This window comes from Pseudomonas sp. LS-2 (assembly GCF_003605735.1).
Classification (GTDB): Bacteria; Pseudomonadota; Gammaproteobacteria; order Pseudomonadales; family Pseudomonadaceae; genus Aquipseudomonas.
Map to the genome: position 1 here is coordinate 63895 of NZ_QXTJ01000046.1, position 23712 is coordinate 87606.

Consider the following 23712-nt stretch of genomic DNA (forward strand, 5'->3'; position numbering starts at 1 on the left):
AAATGGGCTCGATTTGCAGGGTAACCGCCGCAGTTACGCTTTTCTTTTACGGCTACGCAATTTGCTTTCCCGCGTGGGCTGATAGCATCACGACCTCAGCAACTGATGGTAATACGGCGGCTAAGGACGCCATGAATGCTTGGTCTCCTCCTACCGCATCATCATCTGCAATCACATATGGCAGTGGCGATAACAAGCAATCGATCAACCTGTCAGAGCTGTTCCCTGGGGTTACTGATACCTCTGCGACTGGTGATCTGAAAAGTCTTTATGGCGACGACGACGGTACGCTTAGCGCTGGTGCTAAAGCTAATACGACGTTATCGAGTGAAAACTCGATGAGCGGGGATGCCTATCGCCTTTTGAAAGATACTTCTGGGACCGTCCGCCCAGATTTGACGAACGATCCGCTGTGGACAAATACTGATAAGGTGATTGACAATCAGGATCTTTTCGATAAGGAATTCTCAGACTGCAAGCAAACGACCGAAACTACGAAGACAACGACTTCAAAACATGTATCAGATATGAAGACGTGTGAGCGGGTAGCAGATAAGTCGGGTAACTACACACTCAAACACGATTACACCGCAGGTGTCGTTAAGTACGTCGACGGTCCAACAAACTTCCAATCATGCGGCCCAGGCTGCATTGATATCTGGCTTGGTCAGGTGGGGGATAACTACTGGTCCGGAAACTGCACCATTTTCGAAAATGAAATGAAGTTTGAGGTCATCAATCCTGCTGCAATTCAGTCCGCAAGTCTTACATACGCCAAGTGGGACGACTACATGCAGGTTTGGGTGGCAAACACCAAAATTTGGTCTGGTCCGAACGAGAACTTTCCGCCCGAAACGGGTGGGGCCTGTGAACTTGGTACCTCATGGTCGACAGCACCTAACGTGGATATGACATCCCTTCTCCAAGAGAAAGGTGTCAAAGAATTCAAAATTCGGGCTTCGGTCACAGGGAAGGGTGAGGCATATGCGAAACTCCGGGTGCTCTATGATCCTCTTCAAGCTGTTAGCGAAGATAAGTGGTACTCGCAAGATGCGCTCGACGCTGCAACTGCTGTAAACGATGGATACTGTCAGGGATCATTCGTCTGCTCGAAAATGCCAGCACTTTCTGATGACGGCTGCGCCGAAATTGATGGTGTTACCGTTTGCGAAGGCTCATTTGCTAATGGATCTCCATTGCCCGGAATTTCACCGCTCTGTCAGGAAGTATCGGTGAGTGCACAGTGTAATTTCTATAAGGGCGATATGGAGTGCTACACCGATGCGCAGGGGCAGGAGCAATGTCCTGAGAATACCGATAAGACCTGTGCCGTTACGCACAACATGAAGGTGATGGAGATCCCTTTTGCAGCGAAGATTGCTGTGGAGGATGCTCCAGGTAATGGAGAAACTAATCGTGTAGTGGTCGATTTTGTAAACGGTACGTATCAAAATACCACGAGTACATTGCGATCCGACGCATCAATCGACCAGGCTAATTTTGATTATCTCTGCAGGGCCACAGGGTCTGATGGAAAACTACTACCTCAAAAAATTGCTTTGTCTTCCACGAATATTTGGACTGGCCATCGGTATGCTCCAAACACGCTAGGTGTCGATTCAGTTAGCGTAGTTCAGCTTCCATCGTGTGAGAACGGTCTCAAGATGGTGGTGGATATTCAAGACACTGGACATGGCACTGCCGGATATTTCTACGCTCATGAGATTCGTCTAAAGGCTGTCCGAATTTCCCAAGAGTCTTATGGCCCAAAATTTTGTATCGATTCGGCGAATAAGGTTCAAACTGGGCAGTGCTCCGAAGGAGGAACTGTACAAGTCACTAAAGGGGTCACTTCTGGCTGTCTGCCATTAAACGGTATTTCGGTATGCCCTGGCGATTCCATGTATCAGGCTATGATGCCTTCGCCGATTCAGGGGGTGGATAAGCTGTTCCAATCAGCAAAGGTAACTGGATGCGTTACCGGTGGGTTAAACCTCGACACATGTACCAAGTTTGAGGCTGATAAAACCTGTGGTTTTATCTCTCAAAAGTGCGTTGATGGTGCAGAGGGGAACTCTGGCCAATGCTATGTCACTGAAGAGGTTTGGGATTGTGGGTATGACGTCGAAGTCCCATCCACAGGGTCGAATACAACGTACCAATGCGATGGTCCTGTTCGGTGCCTTGGAACTGAATGCTTCAACCCAACGGATGAGAAATCTACTGAATTTGGCTACGCAGCTGCCGCCCTTCAGATCGCGCAATTTGCTGAGCATGACCTTGATTGCGGTGAAAACCCAGAAAGCACCACGGAAGATCATGTCTGCAAGGTGTGGAAAGGGGAAATGATGGAATGCAAGAAGGCGGTTGGTGGCTGGGTGGATTGCTGCGAGGCACCTGAGGGGGTGTCCCTCATGGATTACGTCTCCCTTACCTACAATACAATTCAGCTCACTGAGAAGGTTGGTATTATTGACAATGCCCCTACGCTCTCAAGTGCCTGGACATTGGCATCCCAATTAGCCACTGGCAAGGGCTGGGATGCTGCTTGGAGTGCTGCCACTGCTACGAACGCTGCAGTGACTGATGTCGCTCAGCTGGGGATCATCGAAGGCTTCAAGCAGCAGATGATGAACTACGTGGCCAACTGGACTGCACAGACCTTTGGTGCGACTGCAGCGAATACAATTTTCGCAAGTGGAATTGCAGCAAATGGTCCAAGTACTGAGGCGTTTGCGACAGCAAACCCTGCCACTGGCACCGTTACCACCTCTGCTAATGCGACCTTGGCCAGCAGTTTCGCTGCGGTTCTCTCCGTAGTGATGATTGCGTACATGGTCTATCAGATCGCCAATATTTTGGTGAATATTATCTGGGAATGTGAGCAATCAGAATTTGAGCTGGGTGCCAAAAAGGAGACGAAAGTCTGCCACTACGTAGGCAGCTATTGCGCAAGCAAATCTGCGCTCGGCTGTATTGAAAAACGCGAATCCTACTGTTGCTTCAACTCACCTCTAGGTCGGATTATCCAAGAGCAAGCTCGCCCTCAGCTCGGGATGGACTGGGGGGATGTGAAAAATCCGTCTTGTGAAGGCTTGTCTGTCGACGACCTGTCGAAGCTAGACTGGAGCAAGATTGATATTTCGGAGTGGATTGGATTGCTGCAGGTAACGAATTTCTACCCGACCGAAGACAAAATCAATCTTGATAATCTTACCGGCTCCGGATCGGCCCTGAACATCGGCGATGGACGGACAGATACGCTTGATCGAAATGAGGACCGGCTCAACGGCCTAGGTGAGACCTTTTCAGAAACCCGGAAAACGGCTGAGGACGATTTACGAAGTACGTTTAACCAATAAAAAAAAGGGGCCTCAGGCCCCTTTTTTTTAGATCTGCACTAAGCAGCGTTTTTTGCCGCTGCTTCTTCTTGCTCAATTGCTGATGCTGTTTCTTTGTCGATGTCGTTTTCTTCGTTGGCATCACCTAAATCTACTGCGATCTCAGCAGCATTTTTGTCGGCTTTCGCCTTGTTACGTGCTTCCGTTGCCATCAGTTGCAACTTCCGAATTACACGCATCACCTGGCGCATACGCTCGTTGGCCACCAGCTCGTTTTTGTCGGAGGGCAGGTAGCACATCAGCCAGCAAGTTTGTGCAGCGATCAGCATTTGGTCGAATGCTTGAATGATCTGGGCCAGGCGCATGATCAGCGGGGTGGACACGGTAAAGCTTACGTGAGCAGCATTGTCATAGCGTGCAGTAACGCCGGCGCTTCCGTTGGCTTCGAGAATTGCCTTAAAACGGTCACGCTCTTTGATGATTTCGGTTTCGAGGCTGGTGATAGTCGTCTCGACCGCGGCCATGACTTCAGAGTAGTTGAACGATTTGTTGCCGTGGGAGAGGGCTCGAGCAATCACGTCAATAGTGAAGAGCGCTCGAGCTGCGCCTTCGAAGCAACGGCGGTGAACGCGCTGCGCATGTTCAGTATTCAGTACGTATTCCGACGTCAGAGTAGCGCTGGAATACTTACCTTGAGGTTTGAAATCGTTTCCATTTGCCATGCTGATGGCTCCTTAGGGTTGGGGAAATCCAACCTTAAGCCGCTCCACGATCCTATTTTCCCGAATCTGACCCTGTAGGTGGGTCAGAAGTGATCTAGGGTGCTTTACAGGCAATGACCGTGCAGTTATGCTCAAGCCTAATCTTCGCCCAAGCTTGAGCTTGAGTGATGTTCCCGAAGGCTTAGCCTTTCGGGTTTGTGTGAAGCTGGCACCTAACCAGCACTTCCGGTCACGATTCGCGGTTGTGACCTTACCCTCGAGGGGCTCCTGTCCCCTCAAGGGATGGTGGCCCCTCTGTTTTTTTGGAGGCCTCCATGACAACTCTCTCTAAGTTTTATCTCCTCTGCTTTGCCGTTTGGACTGTTTGTACAGTTACCGGCGTCACTGCTGTTCCTGCTAGCACTGCTGCAACTCACATCGCTCAGCACATGCACGCGATTGAGGAGGCTGCACAATGAATACCTTTCCAGTAGTCGTTTGCATTCTCGTAGTGGTTCTCGCATGGCTGTTTTTCACTCGTCAACGTAAGGATATTCCTCGCCAGGAACCCACGATTGGAAGTGAGAGCGGCAATGTCTCTCAGGTGTCGCCCAACAAGGCCGCCCCTGCAAAAGCAGCTCAAGCAACGCTTGGTCTTGAAAAGAGTGATTTTCTCGCATTGCGAGGAGCTTCTCGGATCAACCGGCTTCCTGTTGGAATCGATTACTCGATTTACGACGAGCCGGCATACCAGCGTCTTGGTAAAACACTCAGCTTTCAGAGCTGATTAATGGACTGCTCCTCGAAAGGGAAGCAGTGCTGCAGGGCCACCGTGAGGTGGTCCACCAAAAAACTTCTACAGAGTTTTTTGGTGGACCACCTGGCGAGGAACCCCCCATGCATCAGTTACAAGCAATCTATTTGATGGAGCTGCGGGAGCTCCTCGTGAGCGATGGTACGGTCAAAGTGCCGGACGGTATCGCTGATACGGTTTCTCCCGATGTACTCGACGTTCGCTATCTCAAGCGATGGGCCGTGTTCAACAACATTATTCCTGCTACCGCGGAAATCGGAATAACGATGTAGCTCTATTTCTTAGCTGGGGGGAGCCCGCTCCCCCTTGAGGCTTTTTTTCCATTCATCCTGTTATCAGTCACATGGAAAAGAATCTTCTGCAAGCTTTCGCCAATTCCTGACAGACCCTGAAGTCTGTTGGATGCAGAAGCTAGGCTGCGATACCTAGCACACACAAACCTGGACGGGTACTGTCACATCTGTGACTCCGTCTGCGGCCCATCAAAATCGGATCATGCGATCTGCTTTGCGCTGGGCATTCAATTTACTGCAAATCCTATCAACCAATACCCATTCGGGGTGCAAACCCGTTTGGGGTTTGCCTCCGTTTATTAACCCGGAGGTTCATATGTCACGTAGAACGCAAATTTCTAATTCTCAATTCACGCCCGATAATGCCAAGTCGCTCATTTCGCGTGCTCAACCTTCCTTCATGAAAATTATCGCTGCTACCAACAGCAGAATGAATTTTGCGCAGGAAGGCCTGTATGCGTATCACGCGATGATGTCGAACCAAACCTTGTACGATACCGCGGCGGGTAATGAGGTCAGCTTCATTTTGGCGATGCAACAAATTGCCTCGTCCGGACTGAGTTTGAATCCTTCTCTAGGGTTGGCCTACCTGGTGCCTCGTCAAGGGAAGGTCATAGCAGACATTTCCTACCGGGGCCTCATGAAAATCGCAACGGATTCACGAGCTGTTGATCTTGTTGTTGCCGAAGCGGTATACGCTGGCGATCGGTTCATTTACAACGGCCCAACTGCAGAGCCGGATCATGTCTTTGACCCGTTTCTCGCGAAGGCAGATCGTGGAATCTTTCGCGGTGTTTATGTTAAGGCATATCTTCCATCCGGCCGATTGGTTGTAGACCCTCTGAGCGCAGAGGATGTCTACGCTGCGAGGCAACTTTCGCGTGCGTTTCAACACAGCGATCCCAATAAGCGCGGCCCTTGGGCTACGCATTTTGAGTCTATGGCCATCAAGACGGGTATTAAAAGCGCCTCAAAATACTGGCCAAAAACAAGTCCCGTGTTGGAAAACGTCATCAGCTATCTCAACGAGGAAGCGGATGAAGGTTTCGGCAGTGGGCCAATTACTATGGCGACTGCTGCAAGCGACATGCTTGGCCATACGGTAGCTTCGAACATTGTGGATCTGACAGGCAATGTCCTGGAGCATCAACAGGCCGGCACAGTGGAACATCGTAATGACGGCCTGACAGGTCGTCATGAAATGAGTGACCCACTGGTTATACCCACCTCTCAAGCTTCATCGGAGGGAGGCAGGCCTCAGCCAGCATCCGCTGGACAAGGGAACGCCAGTCAGGCGGTACACACTGATCGTGGCGATCCTGTAGCAATCATGCGTAAGCGGATTCAGACAATTTACGATCGCACGATTCGTAATGGGAGCTGGAATGCGGCTACACAATGGGCTAAAGAAAATCTCCGTGATGAACTTCAAGCGGAAGCGCTTGCGCTGTTCAAACGTGGTGAGGCTTTGTCGCAACAATCGCAGAAGGCTTCCGCCTGATGCTGAACTTAACCCTAGTGGGGACTTATCCCCACTGGGGTTGGGTCCCTCCAATTATCGGAGGAGAGCATGAAGATTATTGATTTAGTCCAGCGTACGCCCGAGTGGCATGCCTGGCGGTCCATGGGGGTCACAGCTACATCTGCGGCGGTGATCCTTGGACACCACCCACATAAAACCCGCTGGCGGTTATGGGCTGAACTTACAGGTAAGGTCGAACCGCTGGATCTTTCGATGATTCCCCAAGTCAGGTTGGCGATTATGCTTGAGCCCCACGCTCTAGCATGGTTTCAGGATCGGTACGATACCGTGCTGATGCCGTACTGCGGCGAATCTGAGATCAACCCTCTGCTGCGGGCAAGTTTTGACGGAGTGGAGCTCGACACCATGCGCCCTGTTGAGGTGAAGGTTCTTGCTGACTCGAACTTCAATGAGGTGGCCCAGATGGGAGTCGGGTCATCACACTACAAGCTCTACTGGTGGCAGGTTCAGCACCAATTAGCTGTCTCAGGTGCTGATCTTGGCTATCTAGTGTTCTATCACACGCGTAATCAGCCGATAGTTTTTGAGATTCGACGTTCGGAGAAAGCTATCGCATTGATTCTTCAAGCTTCATTAGCCTTTTGGGCAAGTGTTGCTGGGAATAATGAGCCTGAAAAGGATCCAGCGCGAGACTACTTTGCTCCAACCGGAGCAGTGCTAGCGGAGTGGGGGGTTCATGCTGCGTACGCCGGGCTAATTGACACTGAGCTTCAAGATCTAGAAGCTAGAATCAAAGTGCTTAAGGCTGAACGTGAAAAACTGCAAGAGGGATTCGTTGGCCTTATGGGTGACTACTTACTTGCAGAGGCACATGGTGTTAGGGTGTGTCGCTATAGCCAAAAAGGCAATGTCCGCTGGAAAGAGGCGTACAAGTCGCTCAATCCTGGCTACAGCGATGATCAGTTGAATGCATTCCGTGGAGCGGGGGGCGAGCGTGTCAAACTGACCATCAACGCTCAAACACCGATCACGACTGCTCCGCTTGAACTCCTCCTACAAGCTGTTGACTTTGAGGAGACGGGTCAGGCATTTTGCATATGAAACGGGGGGCCACGCTCCCTGTTTCTTCCTGAAAATTGCGGTAACCGTCGATCGCCGGCGGTTACCAGAATCTTCAGAATCTGTTCCCTTGCCATGTGGCAGTGAACGATAGCGCAGCTGTTCGCTCTAACAGCAAAACTCAAACCCTCTGGGATACTCATACCCCAGCAGGGGTGTGGTGTCCCTCCTTTCGGAGATGCACCATGAAACTTCAGAATATTCTTCCAATGAGCTCGTTCGGTATTGAAGGTCAACAGGGCACCACCCTGGCCCCTGCATTTCCTGCAGGCCATGACCTGATGGAGCTTGTACCGGTCGTTAATCCTCATTATTTCTTCCGGCCTGAATTGCGGATGCCAGTAATGAACTTCCTCGTGAGTCCTGGTGGTGATGCCTTGGGATTGGTTGGTCCAACTGGCGCCGGCAAAACCTCGGTGGTNTCATTCACGTATGGAGCTTCCTGAGCTGGTTGGTCAGATGGGGCTCGAGTGTGATCCTGCTACTGGGGACCAGCGGACATACTTTCGGTATGGTCCACTAGCTCTGGCGATGAAGGAGGGGACTATTTTCCTTCTAAACGAGGCTGACGTGCTCGATCCCTCCGTAATGGCGGGTTTGAATGCGGTATTGGAAGGGGGCTATTTGATGCTGGCGGATAATGGAGGCGAGATCATTCACGCACATCCGAATTTCCGCTTTGTCATCACTGGTAACACACGTGGCCAGGGCGACGAAACTGGACTGTATAGTGGAACACTGTCCCAGAATCTCGCTTCGTGGGATCGCATTCGGTTGCTTGAGGTTTCCTACCTCGATAAAGCCTCCGAGATGAAGATCCTTCAGTCCTCCATGCCAAAGGTTGACCCGGCAATTATCGAAACCATGGTTGAAATTGCCAACCAGGTGCGTAAGCAGTTTGTTGGCAACCCTGACATGGATTTGAGTTCGGGGGCTCAGGGCATCACCATTACGTTCTCAACGCGCACACTGCTTCGTTGGGCACGTCTTGGGATGGTTTACAGCTCTGCTGCAGCTAAGCAAGCGGGAACCTTTCCATTTCCTTCGCCACTTGCTCAGGCCCTTCGGGAGTCTTTGAGTAACCGTGCTGACAAGGCAATGCGTCTGGTCCTCCACACCATTGCCAAGGATAAGTTTGGCACCGCTTGGGGTGCCGATCCGGTCTTGGCATAAGGAAAACCCTCATGAGTCTGTTTTTTGCTGTCACAAGCGATGAGCAGGACCGTGAGCCGGTCAAGCGAGTGCTTCAGGACCTAGGTCCTGAGGTTGCTCGTCTTGATCTCACGGTGCCTAGTGAAGATCTACAAAAGGATCTTTTTTCAACCTTTGGATCTGGCGAGCTGGACCTTAGTAAGCAACCTGAAAAAGTGGTAGTTCTGATTGCTATAGCCACCCAGCTTGCTAAAAGGGACCCTGGCGGCAGCGCTCTGACGCTGTCTGATTCTGCGGGAAATGCACTGTCGGTTTCCTCAACGAAGGACGTTGAGGCTTTCTTGGATAAAACATTGTCCGATAAGCCTGACCTCTATCAGTACTTCGTTTCTATGTTCGTAGAATTTGAAGTGCTGCCACGACCCATCGACCTATCAAGTCTTGCTCAAGGATACGACAACTCGTGTGCCGCTGAACTGGGCTTCTGCTTCTAACCCATGTGGGGCTTCCCCGTCTGGGTGGGCTCCGCAACTTGCTTCGGGAGTTATCATGCAACTACCTCTTTGCAAATCCGTTGAGCTCAGCACGAGTCACATCACCGAGAATGATTCACAAATACTCAGTGAAATGGCCGATGCTTTTTCTGAAACGCGTAGCGACGGTCCAACCAGACCGGCTGTGCTTGCAACACGTTACGGCTTTGTCATTGTCATTGGACAGCTAACCGCTGACGGGATAATCAAAAATGGCGCTTCTTCAGAGCTGGTATCGATCTTGAATTACTGCTTGAAACCAGAGCATGGTATCGTTTACTTAGCTTTCGACTCAGATGGTGAGAAGATTGATGAGCTTGCTCAGTTTGAGTGGTGATTTACCGATAGGGGAGCTTCGGGCTCCCTCATTCGAGCCTCCTTTGCTATAGTGCGCCTATAGCAAAGCAGGTTCTCTGATCGCTTATGCGAGCGATCTGTGAAGTGATAGCTGTTCACCATAAAACAGCAAATTTTACTAAACCCAACGGGGCGATTTCTCCCCGATGGGGTGAGACCGCCCTCAATACCTGGAGGCGTCTCATGCAAAATTCTACCCCGATCAAAGAAATCGATACTCTCAACAAACTTTTGCTTGTCGACCTGAATGTAAGTATTTGGTCTGGTCGAAAGAAGCTTCGTGTCGAAGATTTGGGGGGAGGTATTAATTTACCTCCAGCCGAACTTGCTTCCCTAGGGAGTAAGAAAATCATCGACTCTGACAAGCTTAAAGCTTTTGAAAATCTCAAGCGCCGGGCAATTCGGTTGCTTGAGGCGAATGGTGTGCGTTTTCTTGGCGGCTATGGCATCCCGGACGATGTCGCACCCGAAGTGGCAGCAGAGCTGGAAGCTATTAAGCGGGAATTCGAAGCAGAGAAAGATTCATTCATCAATGGATACGACTCGAGCTTTGCTGACTGGGCCATGAAATGGACCAACCCTCTTTGGAAAGCGGCCGTTACTAATGCCAAAACCCCAAAGGATGTGGTTGCACACAAATTCGGTTTCCGTTTCACCCTGTGCCGCGTCGCTCCGGATTCTTCAAGTGCAGATCTCTCAAAGGGGCTTGCGCAAGAGGTTTCTGGGCTGTCCGGACAGCTGTTTCGTGAAATCGCCGATGCTGCCGAAGACCTGTTGGACAACAGCTTCGTTGGCAAGGATTCCGTGACTCGCAAAGCGGTGTCCGCAATGCTGAAAATGCACAAAAAACTGACGTCGCTTGCCTTCTTGAACCCTGGTGTTCTGCAGGTCGCTGACTACATGACAAATGTGATCAGCAAGCTGCCTAAGGCGGGTCCGTATAAAGGGAGTGAGTTTCAAGATCTCCAATCTCTGATGATGACGTTATCGGACGAGACAAAGATCCTGAAGTTGGCTGGGTTGTTTATGAAGGCTGGAGCCGATGCTTCGGCCGACTTCGTAGACTCCACGCTCTCGCTACCTGATCAGCCTGAAGTCGACGCGTTCGCTGGATTCGAGTACCTCGATGAAGAAACATCTTTTGATGTTCTCGCCGGCGCACTGGATTCGGCGCATATGGCTGACACTAGCTCCGGTACGTTCGCAAGCCTCATGGCCGGTGCTGACCTGATGTCTCTCAACGTAAATGAGCTAGCTGCAATGGCTCAGAATGTTCAGGATGACGCAATTCTCAATGCTGACAAAGTCTACGTATTGGAGGAGGAAATTGCCTCTTCTGCACCGATCGCTTTGGTACAGCAGTCAATGGGGACTGAATTACACGTCGATGACTGCAGTTTAGACTTCTGCATGTAATCACAACCCTTAAGGGGCGTCCTGCCCCTTAAGGGGGGAGGGCGCCTTCAATTCTTTGGAGGCACTCTATGCAAAGTTCACTCACCACTGCATTCCCAATTGTCGCTCGATACTACACGGATGACTTAGGGGTAAAGATAATTTGGGGCGGGAACCAACCCGCAACCAAAGACAAGATTCTCTACCTGCCCATGCTCAGTGATGAGTCACCATTGACGACTCAAGTCGCCCTTGGATGGACTGCGCATGAATCTGCACACATCAAATACACTCAAGACGACGCCTATGACAAGGCTGCGTCCGAGTCTGCCTTTTCAGTCGGTTTCCTCAATGTCCTTGAGGATCTCCGCATTGAGAAGCGCATGATGGCTGACCATTTCTCGACCATTAACCCTTTGACGGTTACGGCGAAAGAGATGCTGGCAGGAAAATTCTCTATTGGTGGCACGAGTGAGGCTGCTCTGCTGCATAACGCTTGTCTCGGCATTGGTCGGGCACGGCTTCTTAATCAACCCCTCAAGGAAGACGCGGCGCTTCTTGAAGGCGAGCTTAAGAAGGTGTTCGGACTGGGCCGCAGCACCAAAATTTTGGGCTTGTTAAGTCAGGTGGCTGATCTACCTGACACCTGGTCGATTTACAACATGATGCATCGAATGCTCGATGTGCTAGACGAAGAAGATCAACAAGACCCTCAAACTCAGTCACAGGCTCAACAACCTCAGCAACAGAACCAGGCCAATGATCAGCAACAAGATAAAGGTGATGGCGATCAACAAGGAGGCGGGCAGAGCGGTGATGATTGTGATGGAGAAAATCAGCAGCATCCGGCTGGTTCAGCTCAGAACGGTGCAGACGATGCTGATGAGAATACCGGTAAGCAGCCAGGACCAAATCTGAAGAAAAAGATACTTTCTGCTTCGGATGAAGACCTTAAGGATGCCATTGCCGATATCGGTAAGTTGGCGTCGGACATGCTCGCTCAAGTAGCGGATCCTTACGCGACTACCCCTTCACTCGTAATTAAGGAACCGGTTGGTTCCTCAATGCTCGGGCGCAAGATATTCGAAAATGGCCAGGCCGCTTCTATGGGGCTTAGGCAGGTTTTGAACAGCCTTGTGCAGGGTTCACAGAACGCTCGAGTCAGCGTTCGTAGTACAGGAAGTAAGATCGAAGGCGGGCGACTAGCACGGGTTCGGGTTGGGGAAAACCGGATATTCCGGCGACAAGAACCGGTGCAGCGCACGCATGCTGCGATCGAGCTTTTGGTGGACGGGTCGTCTTCTATGGGAACGAAGGTAGTCGGCTTGAACGAAAACCTTGATTCCCTATCCGTACAAGAGCGTGAAGCGGTTATCAAAGCTCGTAAATCTGCGCTTCAAATCGCAGAGGAGAGTGCTTACGCAATAATGACTGCATTGGAAGGCGTGAACGGTGTTTCCACCGGCGCAATGGTTTTTCCAAAGAGTCAGGGCGGTCAAAATTCGGTTGCGGTGCTCAAACGCCACAATCAAAGCTTGGCAAATGCGTTCCTTGAAGGCCGCTTTGGTTCGGGCCCTACTGGAACGACACCCCTTGCAAATGCCATTTGGCCCGCAGCTGGGGATTTGCTTCATGCGAAAGGTGACCAAAAGGTGATGATCATCATTACCGATGGTGACCCTGATGATGAAGGGGCAACGAAGGAAATGGTTGATCGCTGCCGTAGGTCAGGGATTGAGGTATTCGCCATTGCTTTCGGGTCAGCCCACGAATCAAAGCTTCAATCGATTTTCGGACGTAACAAATGGGAGTTATTGGCTGATATCAGCCAACTCCGTCACGCGCTAAGCAACCTGGTTCAACAGGTTCTTATCCAAGCCGCATAACCGCGGCCAACCCTTGGGGGCACATGTCCCCTTAGGGGAGGTGTGCCTCCTTCAACCCGGAGGTTTCACCATGCAATTTGCCCTAGCTCTAGGTGATGAGTCGTTTGACTTCAATAAATTGGCTGTAGCAAGTCGGTTGCCTAGGCACCGGCGCGTCAAGGCCGAGAAACTCACCAGCAGTGATATTGAACAGCTCTACCTTAATCTGCTCGCGATGCCTGACGATCAGTTGGAAGAGTTTGTCTGGACGGACTCAGACGTCGACTTGCTTCGTGAAAAGCTTCTTTTTGAAGCGTGTCATGTTCTGTTGGACAAGCGTGCAGCAGTCGCAACCCGACGCGATCGTTGGAGCTGGATCATGAGCGAAAGCTCAGGGCCATTTTCCTTTCTGGTATGTGCGTATTTCGCCGGCGTACGTGGAGTAGAGCTTCGAGAAAGCCTTACCTACCTATGCCGCAGGGAGAAAGTGATCGATCAGCTCGAAAGCGTTGCCTAACCTTTAAGCATCAATAACCCATCGGGGAGCCATTCTTCCCTTTGGGAAGACGGGTTCCTCCAATACGGAGAAGACCCATGCGTTATCAACAAGCCCACGTCATTCAACCTATGTGCTTTGAACTGTATCCATACCAGGAATCAGCCCACAATCGCACGAAGGAGGAGTACGTTAATTTAGCTGGCCAGCAGCAAAGGCTGACTTTCAACCGTCGGCAAGAGTTTTTGCTTCGCCTCTCCGCGCATCGGGAGTTGAATGAATCGCTTCGTTCTTTTCCTTGCGAGCTAAATAAGCCGTTTGCAGGGTATCAGATGCCAACCCAGCCACGTATGCAATTGGGCGCGGTGGCTCTGGAACTGACATCTGCAAGCCATCACCTGTTTGAGGAGGTCCCCTATGGCACGATGGATGATTACGACCACCTTCAAACGGACGATGGCCATGCTTTCGAAAACGAAGACCGAAATGTTGGCGCAGTTCCACTGGAATCTGTTAGCCACATTACTATCTCGGAAGACGAAGAAGGTATTGACTGGAGCAACGCGAAGTCAGGTGTGATTCGACAAGTCGGAAGGTATCACTACAAATTCGACAATAAGGAATCCATGTCTTACCTGATTCGCTTGGGACAGCATGAGTACGTGTGGGGGATTGACCTGGAACGACTGGCCAACTTGCACAAGCTCAAACGAGGCGATCGCATTTCACTGAAATGCATCGGCAAGCAACCTGTTGAAGTCGAGGTACGTGAGCTTCAAGAGGATCAAACGTACAAGGTCGTCACGAAAATGGTCGACCGCAATACCTGGGTTGCAAAGGTGCACCAACGTGCGGCTATGCCAGCGCAGGATTGAGAGTAATGCAGCTAGGGCCACCATCTGGTGGTCCTAGCTGAGTCTGTTTTGGACAGCTCGGTAGCTGTCCAAAAAAGATTCACTGCGTCGAGATGTCTTGGCGCTGAGATAGCTGGTTTCCAGCATTAAACCCTGTGGGGCTCCATCCCACATTGGGTATGGCCCCATCCCAACCAAGGAGAGCGCTATGCCCAATTCTTATGCTGTACAAAATTTTATTCGCAGCCTTGCTGAAAGAGGTGTTGAGATTCCTGCAGTTGTCTCCGCTTGGATTTCAAGTTTGGTGGACCAACCTGGAGAGCGGGCTTGTAGTGTTCCGGTAACGGTAACGACGCTTGATGAGTTGGGGAATCCGTTCGGGAACTACTCGACATCAGTCACGCAAGCAGGAATTTCAGAAATCATATCCATAGCTACGGCGGCAGCTGTATTTCATGGCAGCGGTCAGCCGTTGGGCCATGTTCTCAATGATCTCCTAGAGTCCCTAGTGTCGTATGGAATTGTGAACGATTCGGATGACTTCGATTACTCGAAAGCCATGGTTGAGATAACCTTTGACGTTGATACGTCGATGGGGTTGCAGGATCCGAAACTGGGCTCTGCTGTGCACTCAAAGTTTGGCCAGACGTTATTGGTCGATCGTTCCAGGCTTAGTGAGGCTAAGGTAACTGGCTACCATCATACCTACCCAGCTTGCATAAAATATGGTGTTCCAGCGCAAGCTACGACAGCTGGAGTGCTACATTTGCTCTCGTCACTTGGATTTTCAGGCGAACGAGTACCAATGTCCTTTGCTGATTCTAGGGATGATAGCGGCGATCAGATCACGATTACCGCACTACTCCCAGTGGATGCTGTGATTGCTGATGACCTAACTCACGTAAGAAAAAAAGTCTTGGTTGATTTTAATCAAGCCCTTGAGTCGTTCGATGAGGCTAGGCAGATCGAAATAGTGAACCAGTACGTGAGGGCAAATAGCTCTCGGCCGAAGATAAAACGTTCTGGGAAACGCAATTACCTCGCCGGGTCTATCACCCGACAGGGCTTGGCCGGGCATTTTATGAAGGCAGGAAAGAAAATGGCTATCGAACTTAAGACCTACGCGGGTAAGTGCCAGCAGCATCTTGAACCTTTACCAAGCCAGCATTCCAATGTTCAGCTTTGTGAGGCTCTAGTAGCTCGTCTGATCGACTACCCGGAAATGGGTATTCTCATTTGCCATCCAAATGACAGCCGTAAAGCTGTTTTTTATGTGGTATGGAGCAGCGGAAAACCGCGCTTGCATTCAGTGGAGCTAACAGAAAACGGACGGATTCGGCTGCCTGAAGCCAGAGAAGTTTCTGCTCAAGTTGTGGGATTTAATGAAGGTTTAGTGTACCAGGTGAATCATCCGGTCTACATCGATCTCGCCTACGAAAACTTTGGCGATTATCAAGACCTCTTTACGCTTTGCAGTGATGAGGACACAGAAATCCGGAGGGTCTTCGAAAGCGCATGCGGTCGATTCCAAGTTTCGCCGAGCGAGCATCTATTCGAAGCGCGCGATGCCGACAGCGATTACCTGTGGTTCAAGGATGCGGATAAGGGGACGTTGATCGCCAATACGCGTACACAACAAATCAAGCTTGTCGACAAACATACCGGCCAGATTTTGGCGGTATCTGACGTCACTAGCATTCCCTCGTACGATGACGAGTTGGCGGCCGATGAGGAGGCTGGCAGAGTCTTGTAGGTCGTATGTACTAGGCCATGAAGAAAATCTAGTTCGACAATTACAACCCGGCGGGGCTCCATCCCCAATGGGATGGGGCCCAGTTTCCTGTTTTGGAGAGTGAAATGCCTCAAAATCTATTAGTACCCAAGAAAGAATATCGATTCCAGGCAAGGCTGAAATTCAATGGATGCTGGGAGCATCATGTCTGGGTAAACGGTAGCATTCAGGTGGCTATCGTTGGTGATGACTCCTACCTCGGAAAGCGGTTTATGTTTTCAGGGCTGAATGATGTTGAGTTCGCACGTGACATCATAGGCCGGGTTGGAACCATCACACTTGAGAGCAATGCCGTGCCATCTGATGAGATGGTAGCGGCGTTCAACGAGTGGCGAATGACTTGCCACGCAGAACGCGTAAACCGCCTAAAGAGTCAGCCGGATCGGTACGGAGTAATCGAGGATGATGATCCGACCATAGCACCATTTCCTGTAGTTGTACCGGCAGTTTATGAGGCTGGTGAGGGATGGGTTAGGATCGACCAGCGGAGATATCAGTAATGAGTGGTTGCAACTCCCAAGAAGCAATTATTCACGAAGGTCAAGTGTCAGTGTTTCAGAGCCCTTATAGTTCAAAAGTACTGCTCGCGGATGTCGCAATTCGCGATCGCCGTGGTCATCTGACCTGGTACGCTCTTCCGCCTGATGAGCCAACGGCTCAGAATGCTATTGCTGAGTATCGAAGGCTACAAGGATTGATCTGAATGCTGCTCTAATCAGATGTGACATTGTTCATAAAAATGAATAGGGCACTACAATCTTGAGCATCAGTGCAAAACATTTTGCAGCTGATGCTCAATACATAATCTTGGAGGCCTTTCTCCCTAGAGGGGGGAGGGCCTTCTAAAAACTGGAGAAATGAATGAACACCAATTCCTTCCTTGCCCCTAAGTCATCCTTTCGGTGGCTGCTTTCCTACCAAGGTTCTCATACCTACGAATGTACATTTGGGGGCAAAGATTTCCGTATCGAGGTTCAGGTTGCCAGGGAGCGATACCCTCAACACTCAACACTGACGAAGCAGGAGTTTGAAAAATCTGTGAATAGCTCTGTCGGATTCATCAAGGGCGACCCACTCAAGATTACGCCTGAATTCGTTGCTTCGTTTAATCGACATCGGTATTCCGATTGGATGGAACAGGTCAGTAAGATGCGAGCAGATCCTGATCGGTACGGGGATTACATGCCGTCAGGTTTCAACATTTACGTCGGCGCGGTGTATGGTCCTGAAGGTTGGACTCCTACGCAACGATTCGAAGAGGTTAGGGCGCTTGCTGGAGTTCCTTTAGAAGTAGCATTAGATGCTGCCTTGAGGACGCACTGACCCCAATCCTTTGGAATATTGTGTGTAAGGCACACATGGTCCAAGCAACGATGCCCCCATTCGGGGGCATCGACCTGCTTGCGCCACATCCCAGCGCCAGGCACAATCGAATCTGTGGTGTAACAAATCCACAGCTGAATTCAGCACTCCTGGGCCACATCCTGTCGTACCCCATTTCGTGACATTTTTCACAGGATTTCTGTGCCCCCCTCCAAGAGTCCTTTGACCAAGATCAACCTTGGTGAAAAGATTCTTTTGGTGTCCGTGCGGATTACCAAACTGAAGCTGGCTTGCCAGCACTCTCAACCCTGTGGGGCCTCCGCCCACCTGGGGCATGGCTTTGCAAATTTCTGGAGCAACCCATGTCGACTACATTCGTCTCACCAGTAATCTCCGATGAAGCAAGCACTCCGAGTAATTCAACCAAAAACTTACTTATCGTTCCTGATGAAGAGGTGCGCCACACGCTTATTGCGGCACTCCGATTCTGGCAGAGCAACGGTATGTGTGAGCCGGCGCGACGTTCTGACGAGTTCCAAGATCTCGCTACCAACAACGACGAAATCACTTCGCTTTGCGAAGATGATGTAGACGCGTTGGTTGAGCTTTTGAACTGTTGTCCAACAAGCCCGGAATACCATGGAGCCCTACGGCCCGACGATTAAAACCCCCAGTGATACAACTGCAATCACGTTCGCTGCCAGCAATCGCTGGCAATAAACATTACCAATTGCTCCTTTGAGTGATTGGCCAAAACTGCTGGCTAAGGCCGGCTTTTCTTACCCTAGGGGGCAATCACCCCCAAAGGGGTGGTGCTCCTTTAAACCGGAGAAGCACCATGACGACAATTCTTAACGTTACTATTGGCGAAACCCGTAGCGGTGTGGCCCGCGTGTGGATGGAAGGACAGAAGCTTTTACATGCCGGAGTAAATATCGGCGCTAAATATGTTGTCCGTGCCGACGAATCGCAGAAGCGCATCGAATTGGTCCCAGCTGAACCTTCGGCTGTTGGCGAAGGCGTTGTGACTGTATCCAAGCGTGAACGTAACGGTTTGATTACCCCTCTGTTGGAGATTCGAACAGATCTACTGAAATCATTTTACGATGGTTGCGAAAAGGTTCGTGTAGCTATTCGCAACGGTAGACTTGCTATTACAGCTCTGCACGTTGAGATGAAAATTCGTGAGAGGGTAGAGCGACTCAAACAAAAGATAGCGAATAAAGAAAAGTTGGCTTGTGGAACTTTGTTCCATGGGGCAGGTGTAATGGATAAGGCAATCCACTCAGGATTGCTTGCTGCTGGAGTAGCTGCATTCATTCAGGTTGGTGTCGAAGTTAACGGTGACTATCTCGACGCCTCGTTGAGGAACAATCCAGAGCTTTGGACCAGTGAGTCATTGGTGGTGAACTCTGACATTCGTGACTTAGACCTGTCTAACGCTATGCCTCAGCTGGATCTACTTTGGGCCGGAATTCCATGTACAGGAAGTTCCCGCGCAGGCAAGGCGAAAAACAAGTTGAAACATGCTGAGGAGCACGATACTGCTGGAACGCTCTTCAATGATTTTCTTGATTTTGCAAAGGCCTCAAATCCTGCGGTCATATTAATCGAAAATGTCGCGGATTACGCGCAGTCGGCTGGTATGGCTGTGATTCGTAGCCTCCTGAAGTCTCGGGGATACGACATGCATGAAAAGGTTCTCCTTGGCACTGATTTTGGTGTTTTGGAAGCACGTGAGCGGATGGTGTTCGTCGCCATAAGCAAACGTCTAGATGTAGAGTTCTCATTTCCTGCTCCAACAGGGAAAACGAACCTTAAGGTTGCCGACATCCTCGAGGATATTCCTCTCGATTCAGACCGTTGGAATGAGTACGAATACCTGGCAATCAAAGAGAAGCGGGACAAGGAGCAGGGAAAGAATTTTCGACGGCAGTTGATTAGTTACAACGCTACCTCCGTCGGGACTATGACCCGCGGTTACCAGCGCGTGCGTTCGACAGATCCTCACTTGCAGCATCCAACAGATCCGAAGCTCTCACGGCTCTTTACGCCAGTAGAGCACGCAAGGTTGAAGGGGGTGCCAGCGTCAATTGTTGATGGTGTGGCGGATACAAAAGCGCACGAGATCCTGGGCCAGGGCGTCATTGGGCCAGTTTTCGAAGCTGTAGGACGTAGCATCGGAATGGCAATTACTCATCAGCAGGATCGGCTAGTTGAAGCCAGACTGGTCGTTGATGGAGCGATAGCTGTTAATGGAGGTGATGATGAAACCGATTGGGATGAACTCGGGCTTACCGACTGGGACGAGCTCCTCGCTCATGAAGAACCTGTCGAAGAGCTAGAGCCTCAACCCTCTGTTCCCCAAAAGCAGATTCAAGTAGCACTTGAATTTTGCTAACCAGGCGTACCGGATGCCTTTCTGGTGCATCAATGGTCTTCGACCCATAGCTAACCCTGACGGGCATTCATCCCGTTAGGGGTGCGTGTCCTTCAAAAAATGAGGTGACATGCGTGAATCCAATTCTTTGGGCGGCTCGAATAATGGGCAGTCGGAAAATAACCCGGAGCGGAACAGCAAAAACCGCTAGCTGCACAATCTTCCTTTGGGAGCTTGATGATTCAAAAGTAATTGAGATCGTTCGCGATACGCCTACCCATGGTCCTCATTCTTTTCGTGTAGCGACGGAACGCGACGAACGGTTCGAGGATCTTCTCGAATACTATGAACGCGGTCACGCAAGGGTATTCTCGCCTAAACGCTATTTGGCGGCCTGATATAACCGCTCGCCAGTCATGGTGAGCGGTGCTCTATCATCGAACCTCCGTTTAGCGTATATTATCAGCGCGATACATCGACGAGCTGTAGGACAGCAAATTTAATTCCCATCCTGCCTATCTCCAATCGATCTCTTTCCCAAGTTCTCCTTGCGAAAGCGATTGACACTAAACCCCGACTTATCGGGCGAAAGTAGCCAAGCTGAAGGTCGTTCAGCACTAGATTCTCCAACTTACTACCCACTGGATGCCTTTTCCATCCGGGTTCTCATTTTGCGTCAAAAGATTCTTTTACCCATCGGGGAGCTCTATCCCCTATGTGGGGTCGTGCTCCCCCCTATCACGGAGTGCACAGCATGAAATTTCAATCGAGCGTCATTAGCTTTCCAGACCGCGGCCCTTGGGGTTCAAATAAATACCGTGGTAACTGCAGTGGTCACGTAATTCGAGGTTACTTCGAGACATACCATCGCAGGAAAAATGGTTTGGCGTTTGATCCCAGTATTGGCGGTGGTACGTCGGTTGACGTAGCCAATGAACTTGGATTGCGGTTCAAAGGTATGGATCTACATCAAGGCTTCAACCTTCTGCTTGACGACGTCGGACAGCATCTTGGTGAAGAAGCTCATAGCTGTTTCTGGCATCCAGCCTACCTTGACATGATCACGTACAGCGGGAACATGTGGGGCGAGCCAAACAAGTGGGACATGAGCCGGATGGCCATGAACGATTTTGTGGAAGCCTTAGAGCTGGCCGTTATGAACATACATGACGCAATGGAGCGTGGTGGTACCTATGCAATTCTGATGGGCAACCTCAGGCGCAAAGGTGAGTACTACAACCTATCCTCATTAGTTGAGAGGGTCGCACCTGGAAAACTAATTGATGAAATTATTAAGACCCAGCACAACTGTTCTTCGGACCAGCGGTCGTATGGCAATATAGTCAGGATCAGTCACGAAAAACTTTTAATCTTCAAAAAAGATCAAAGCTCCTTGTTGTTTTTATCTAAAGTCGACAAGCGTGCTGCAGCGATGGTAGGAACTACTTGGCGAGCAGCAGTCCGACGGATTTTGCAAGGCGGCAAGGTAATGCACCTTGGTGAAATTAACGAGATGATTGCGCCTTATGCTCATACGCGGGCAAATCATCACTGGGAGGCAAAGATTCGTCAGGTATGTCAGGATGCTCGATTTTTTGAGCGCGTTGCACCAGGTACATATCGTCTCGCAGCCTAAATACGCATCACTCCAGATTTCTGGAGTGATGTAGAGACCGCTTCAGCAAGAGCATAATTGCTCAAGCGGTTTCAGTTAGATCAATGTTGATCTATCTCGAAAAGCTGTTCAATCAGCATTTAACCAACCGACGGGGTCTGGCATCCCGTTTGGGTTGCTAACTCCGTCTCAAACCGGAGTTAGAAAATGAAAAAACTAGAAATGTTGGGTGAGTATCTCGCTCATGTTCTGATGGGTATCGCATTCTTCCTTATGCTTGCCTTGGCTAGCCTGTTCCTGTCGCTCGTTACCCATTGGGTTGGGACTTTGGATGCAGGTAAACATCTCGTCCCTTATCTAGAGACTATCGAGATGTTAATTATGATAGGCGATTGTGTGTTCGTCGTGTGGTGGTTGATTTTTTCCACCTGGAAGGCATGCAAACAGATTTGATCCAAAGCCTCATAATATAGAGGCGACCTGGCTCGCCTATTAATCAGGAAGTATAGAGGGAATCGTGATGAAACACTTCATCCGCGGCTTCAAGCGTGGCGTCAAGCAGTCGATCGTCGGGTACTGGGCACCTGCTGTTGCATTATGGGTATCGTTGAAGAGCACAACCATGGATCTCATGAATTATGCCTCAAGACTCGACCCCTAAGCTTTCCTGCTAAATTGCAGTTGTCCAGGTAATACTGTGCCACTGCGGTCTGGCCATCGCGCCAGTTCAATCTCACTCCAAGGCACATGCCTTGGAGTGCAGATTCGAAATTGCTGCGGAAATATGGCATTTCCATAGCAATTTCTACTTGGTCTATGTTGACCTAGTCGAAAGCAGCTGGCCTTTCTGCCAGCATCCTTTAACCCCTTGGGTCTCTATGACCCTTGGCGGGCATAGAACCTATTTAGGAGGCTTTATGTCTGAACAAAATCCTGCGGTTGAGCTTCAAAATCTTCTTAATTCTGTGCATCTGAGTAACATGACAGATAATGAGATCCACAGTTTCAAAACTGGAACGAAGCCGCGTGATGAGTTCGACTCTACTAAACGTATTGTTGGAACCTTTCGCATTACGCTGGTAAACGGTCGTTCTATTTTTTGCTACCGGGCCCATGCTATGGGTGAATCAATTCTGATTGTTCGGACCCCCGAACTGAAGAATGGCGAATTTCTCTTGCCCCTGGCCTCGATTCTTATGATCGAGTACACGCGTGAGTAAAATAAACTATTTGCGTCCATGCTCTTCTAAAGGGCGAGGTGGGCGTTCGTAGTTGGTGATTCAATAAAAGTTACTATAGCAACTGCAGGATGGTTCACCCCGTCAGGGTGGGCCTCCTGCTCAACTCTGGAGGTACCCATGGAGAAAAAAACTTCTCCCCATAAGCCGTGGTATGCGCCTTTGGCACATTTTGCGGCACATTCAATTATCGGGAGTGGCATTTTTGTCATCGTAGCAACCCCGGCTGTTGGCCTAGGTTACCTGGTGCATCAACTGAAAGATCTGCATGTTGACTCGTTTACGGTTGACGTTTTGTCTGGTCTGGAAAAATGCATCTTGGTCGTTGACTGTGCTCTTTTTATTTGTCACTTGCTTTTCACGGCATTGAATGCAGTGAAGGAGATGAAAGATGGAGAGTAATGCTAGCTGGATAGCAGGAACAATTGATGAGTTTACCAAAGCTGCTCATGAGGCCCCTGCGATATACTTTGCTCCGGTTCGCGGTGCCGTCCAAGGTGTTGTCAGCCAGTGGCAAAAACTTCGTTCTCGTAATGGCTCGCGAGCGGTTGCTCACAAAAGGGCTTGAGTACGTTGTCCGAAATTGAAAGTGAGCGTATGCTGGTTCCATGGTGATGCGAGGAGCTAATCATGGTCCGGAAACGCTTTCAAAACTTTGTTCGTGGTTTTGCAAATGAATTTGCTGTAGCAGCGAAGGCCGCACCAGCAATCTATTTTGCACCGCTTGCTGGTGCGGTTAAGGCTGTCCAGCAACAAGCTCAAAAAAACCGATGATCGACTCAGGTGCCCCTCGTTGAGGGGCATCATTTTTCGTGTTTTGTCTACAAAGGATGCTTAGCGTCTTCTGTCGACGGTAAGTTCTACTTGGAAGCGCTGCAGCTTCAGGTTGAATGTTAGCTGCCACGCTAGGCAGCATTCAGGCTCATGCCAACGCCCACCGGGGGTTCAACCCCCCCCATGG

23 protein-coding genes are annotated in these 23712 nt (G+C 50.3%); 22 read left to right on the forward strand and 1 reads right to left on the reverse strand.

Annotated features, from left to right (window positions below; all coding sequences use genetic code 11):
• The first annotated feature begins 2 nt into the window (after window positions 1-2).
• Window positions 3-3362 (forward strand): conjugal transfer protein TraN, encoded by a 3360-nt coding sequence (traN, locus tag D3M70_RS31025; RefSeq protein ID WP_120130018.1) that lies wholly within the window; start codon window positions 3-5, stop codon window positions 3360-3362.
• Window positions 3363-3400: 38 nt separating this feature from the next.
• Here traN and D3M70_RS31030 read toward each other — a convergent pair whose 3' ends face one another.
• Window positions 3401-4063, reverse strand: a complete 663-nt coding sequence (locus D3M70_RS31030; protein WP_120130020.1) for a hypothetical protein — start codon at window positions 4061-4063, stop codon at window positions 3401-3403.
• Between the two features lie 454 nt (window positions 4064-4517).
• Here D3M70_RS31030 and D3M70_RS31035 point away from each other — a divergent pair, with 454 nt between their 5' ends.
• The 21 genes from D3M70_RS31035 (at window position 4518) to D3M70_RS32170 (ending at window position 23525) form a co-directional block, all read left to right on the forward strand.
• The gene (locus tag D3M70_RS31035; RefSeq protein ID WP_120130022.1) at window positions 4518-4829 is read left to right on the forward strand and encodes a hypothetical protein; all 312 of its coding nucleotides are present in this window, start codon (window positions 4518-4520) and stop codon (window positions 4827-4829) included.
• Window positions 4830-4939: 110 nt separating this feature from the next.
• A complete protein-coding gene (locus D3M70_RS31040; protein WP_120130023.1) occupies window positions 4940-5128 on the forward strand; it encodes a hypothetical protein in 189 nt (62 codons plus the stop codon).
• 337 nt (window positions 5129-5465) lie between these two features.
• A complete protein-coding gene (locus D3M70_RS31045; protein WP_120130025.1) occupies window positions 5466-6650 on the forward strand; it encodes a RecT family recombinase in 1185 nt (394 codons plus the stop codon).
• A gap of 69 nt (window positions 6651-6719) precedes the next feature.
• Window positions 6720-7733, forward strand: a complete 1014-nt coding sequence (locus D3M70_RS31050) for a lambda-exonuclease family protein (protein WP_120130026.1) — start codon at window positions 6720-6722, stop codon at window positions 7731-7733.
• 477 nt (window positions 7734-8210) lie between these two features.
• Window positions 8211-8924 carry an AAA family ATPase gene (locus D3M70_RS31055; protein WP_256660054.1) on the forward strand — a complete coding sequence of 238 codons (714 nt, stop codon included), beginning with the start codon at window positions 8211-8213 and terminating at the stop codon, window positions 8922-8924.
• A gap of 11 nt (window positions 8925-8935) precedes the next feature.
• Complete coding sequence (locus D3M70_RS31060; protein WP_120130028.1) at window positions 8936-9397, forward strand: hypothetical protein; 462 nt, start codon at window positions 8936-8938, stop codon at window positions 9395-9397.
• A 55-nt stretch (window positions 9398-9452) separates the two neighbouring features.
• Window positions 9453-9773, forward strand: coding sequence for a hypothetical protein (locus D3M70_RS31065; protein WP_120130029.1), 321 nt, complete (start codon window positions 9453-9455; stop codon window positions 9771-9773).
• Between the two features lie 203 nt (window positions 9774-9976).
• Entirely contained in the window at window positions 9977-11209 is a 1233-nt protein-coding gene (locus D3M70_RS31070) for a DUF3150 domain-containing protein (protein WP_120130031.1), read from the forward strand.
• Between the two features lie 68 nt (window positions 11210-11277).
• On the forward strand, window positions 11278-13074 hold the full coding sequence (locus D3M70_RS31075; protein WP_120130033.1) for a VWA domain-containing protein: 1797 nt from the start codon (window positions 11278-11280) through the stop codon (window positions 13072-13074).
• A 70-nt stretch (window positions 13075-13144) separates the two neighbouring features.
• Entirely contained in the window at window positions 13145-13570 is a 426-nt protein-coding gene (locus D3M70_RS31080; RefSeq protein WP_120130034.1) for a hypothetical protein, read from the forward strand.
• A gap of 77 nt (window positions 13571-13647) precedes the next feature.
• Window positions 13648-14424, forward strand: coding sequence for a hypothetical protein (locus D3M70_RS31085; protein WP_120130036.1), 777 nt, complete (start codon window positions 13648-13650; stop codon window positions 14422-14424).
• Between the two features lie 187 nt (window positions 14425-14611).
• A complete protein-coding gene (locus tag D3M70_RS31830; RefSeq protein ID WP_133306554.1) occupies window positions 14612-16156 on the forward strand; it encodes a hypothetical protein in 1545 nt (514 codons plus the stop codon).
• A 104-nt stretch (window positions 16157-16260) separates the two neighbouring features.
• Window positions 16261-16695 carry a hypothetical protein gene (locus D3M70_RS31095; protein WP_120130039.1) on the forward strand — a complete coding sequence of 145 codons (435 nt, stop codon included), beginning with the start codon at window positions 16261-16263 and terminating at the stop codon, window positions 16693-16695.
• A 361-nt stretch (window positions 16696-17056) separates the two neighbouring features.
• Entirely contained in the window at window positions 17057-17518 is a 462-nt protein-coding gene (locus D3M70_RS31100) for a hypothetical protein (protein WP_120130040.1), read from the forward strand.
• A 362-nt stretch (window positions 17519-17880) separates the two neighbouring features.
• The gene (locus tag D3M70_RS31835) at window positions 17881-18183 is read left to right on the forward strand and encodes a hypothetical protein (RefSeq protein WP_133306555.1); all 303 of its coding nucleotides are present in this window, start codon (window positions 17881-17883) and stop codon (window positions 18181-18183) included.
• 173 nt (window positions 18184-18356) lie between these two features.
• Complete coding sequence (locus tag D3M70_RS31105; protein ID WP_120130042.1) at window positions 18357-19919, forward strand: DNA cytosine methyltransferase; 1563 nt, start codon at window positions 18357-18359, stop codon at window positions 19917-19919.
• 733 nt (window positions 19920-20652) lie between these two features.
• On the forward strand, window positions 20653-21534 hold the full coding sequence (locus D3M70_RS31110; RefSeq protein WP_120130043.1) for a DNA adenine modification methylase: 882 nt from the start codon (window positions 20653-20655) through the stop codon (window positions 21532-21534).
• A gap of 186 nt (window positions 21535-21720) precedes the next feature.
• Window positions 21721-21966, forward strand: coding sequence for a hypothetical protein (locus D3M70_RS31115; protein ID WP_120130045.1), 246 nt, complete (start codon window positions 21721-21723; stop codon window positions 21964-21966).
• A 464-nt stretch (window positions 21967-22430) separates the two neighbouring features.
• Entirely contained in the window at window positions 22431-22733 is a 303-nt protein-coding gene (locus D3M70_RS31120; RefSeq protein WP_120130046.1) for a hypothetical protein, read from the forward strand.
• 138 nt (window positions 22734-22871) lie between these two features.
• Window positions 22872-23153 (forward strand): hypothetical protein, encoded by a 282-nt coding sequence (locus D3M70_RS31125; protein WP_120130048.1) that lies wholly within the window; start codon window positions 22872-22874, stop codon window positions 23151-23153.
• A gap of 228 nt (window positions 23154-23381) precedes the next feature.
• On the forward strand, window positions 23382-23525 hold the full coding sequence (locus D3M70_RS32170) for a hypothetical protein (protein ID WP_165869942.1): 144 nt from the start codon (window positions 23382-23384) through the stop codon (window positions 23523-23525).
• Window positions 23526-23712 lie beyond the last annotated feature (187 nt).

What these genes read in the sequence shown, in the direction of transcription:
- D3M70_RS31105 (WP_120130042.1), top strand. Translation starts at nt 18,357, where the DNA reads ATGACGACAATTCTTAACGTTACTATTGGCGAAACCCGTAGCGGTGTG.
- D3M70_RS31125 (WP_120130048.1), top strand. Translation starts at nt 22,872, where the DNA reads ATGGAGAAAAAAACTTCTCCCCATAAGCCGTGGTATGCGCCTTTGGCA.
- D3M70_RS31110 (WP_120130043.1), top strand. Translation starts at nt 20,653, where the DNA reads ATGAAATTTCAATCGAGCGTCATTAGCTTTCCAGACCGCGGCCCTTGG.
- D3M70_RS32170 (WP_165869942.1), top strand. Translation starts at nt 23,382, where the DNA reads ATGGTCCGGAAACGCTTTCAAAACTTTGTTCGTGGTTTTGCAAATGAA.
- D3M70_RS31055 (WP_256660054.1), top strand. Translation starts at nt 8,211, where the DNA reads ATGGGGCTCGAGTGTGATCCTGCTACTGGGGACCAGCGGACATACTTT.
- D3M70_RS31085 (WP_120130036.1), top strand. Translation starts at nt 13,648, where the DNA reads ATGCGTTATCAACAAGCCCACGTCATTCAACCTATGTGCTTTGAACTG.
- D3M70_RS31065 (WP_120130029.1), top strand. Translation starts at nt 9,453, where the DNA reads ATGCAACTACCTCTTTGCAAATCCGTTGAGCTCAGCACGAGTCACATC.
- D3M70_RS31830 (WP_133306554.1), top strand. Translation starts at nt 14,612, where the DNA reads ATGCCCAATTCTTATGCTGTACAAAATTTTATTCGCAGCCTTGCTGAA.
- D3M70_RS31035 (WP_120130022.1), top strand. Translation starts at nt 4,518, where the DNA reads ATGAATACCTTTCCAGTAGTCGTTTGCATTCTCGTAGTGGTTCTCGCA.
- D3M70_RS31040 (WP_120130023.1), top strand. Translation starts at nt 4,940, where the DNA reads ATGCATCAGTTACAAGCAATCTATTTGATGGAGCTGCGGGAGCTCCTC.
- D3M70_RS31030 (WP_120130020.1), bottom strand. Translation starts at nt 4,063, where the DNA reads ATGGCAAATGGAAACGATTTCAAACCTCAAGGTAAGTATTCCAGCGCT.
- D3M70_RS31100 (WP_120130040.1), top strand. Translation starts at nt 17,057, where the DNA reads ATGAACACCAATTCCTTCCTTGCCCCTAAGTCATCCTTTCGGTGGCTG.
- D3M70_RS31060 (WP_120130028.1), top strand. Translation starts at nt 8,936, where the DNA reads ATGAGTCTGTTTTTTGCTGTCACAAGCGATGAGCAGGACCGTGAGCCG.
- D3M70_RS31095 (WP_120130039.1), top strand. Translation starts at nt 16,261, where the DNA reads ATGCCTCAAAATCTATTAGTACCCAAGAAAGAATATCGATTCCAGGCA.
- D3M70_RS31045 (WP_120130025.1), top strand. Translation starts at nt 5,466, where the DNA reads ATGTCACGTAGAACGCAAATTTCTAATTCTCAATTCACGCCCGATAAT.
- D3M70_RS31070 (WP_120130031.1), top strand. Translation starts at nt 9,977, where the DNA reads ATGCAAAATTCTACCCCGATCAAAGAAATCGATACTCTCAACAAACTT.
- D3M70_RS31080 (WP_120130034.1), top strand. Translation starts at nt 13,145, where the DNA reads ATGCAATTTGCCCTAGCTCTAGGTGATGAGTCGTTTGACTTCAATAAA.
- traN (WP_120130018.1), top strand. Translation starts at nt 3, where the DNA reads ATGGGCTCGATTTGCAGGGTAACCGCCGCAGTTACGCTTTTCTTTTAC.
- D3M70_RS31115 (WP_120130045.1), top strand. Translation starts at nt 21,721, where the DNA reads ATGAAAAAACTAGAAATGTTGGGTGAGTATCTCGCTCATGTTCTGATG.
- D3M70_RS31050 (WP_120130026.1), top strand. Translation starts at nt 6,720, where the DNA reads ATGAAGATTATTGATTTAGTCCAGCGTACGCCCGAGTGGCATGCCTGG.
- D3M70_RS31075 (WP_120130033.1), top strand. Translation starts at nt 11,278, where the DNA reads ATGCAAAGTTCACTCACCACTGCATTCCCAATTGTCGCTCGATACTAC.
- D3M70_RS31835 (WP_133306555.1), top strand. Translation starts at nt 17,881, where the DNA reads ATGTCGACTACATTCGTCTCACCAGTAATCTCCGATGAAGCAAGCACT.
- D3M70_RS31120 (WP_120130046.1), top strand. Translation starts at nt 22,431, where the DNA reads ATGTCTGAACAAAATCCTGCGGTTGAGCTTCAAAATCTTCTTAATTCT.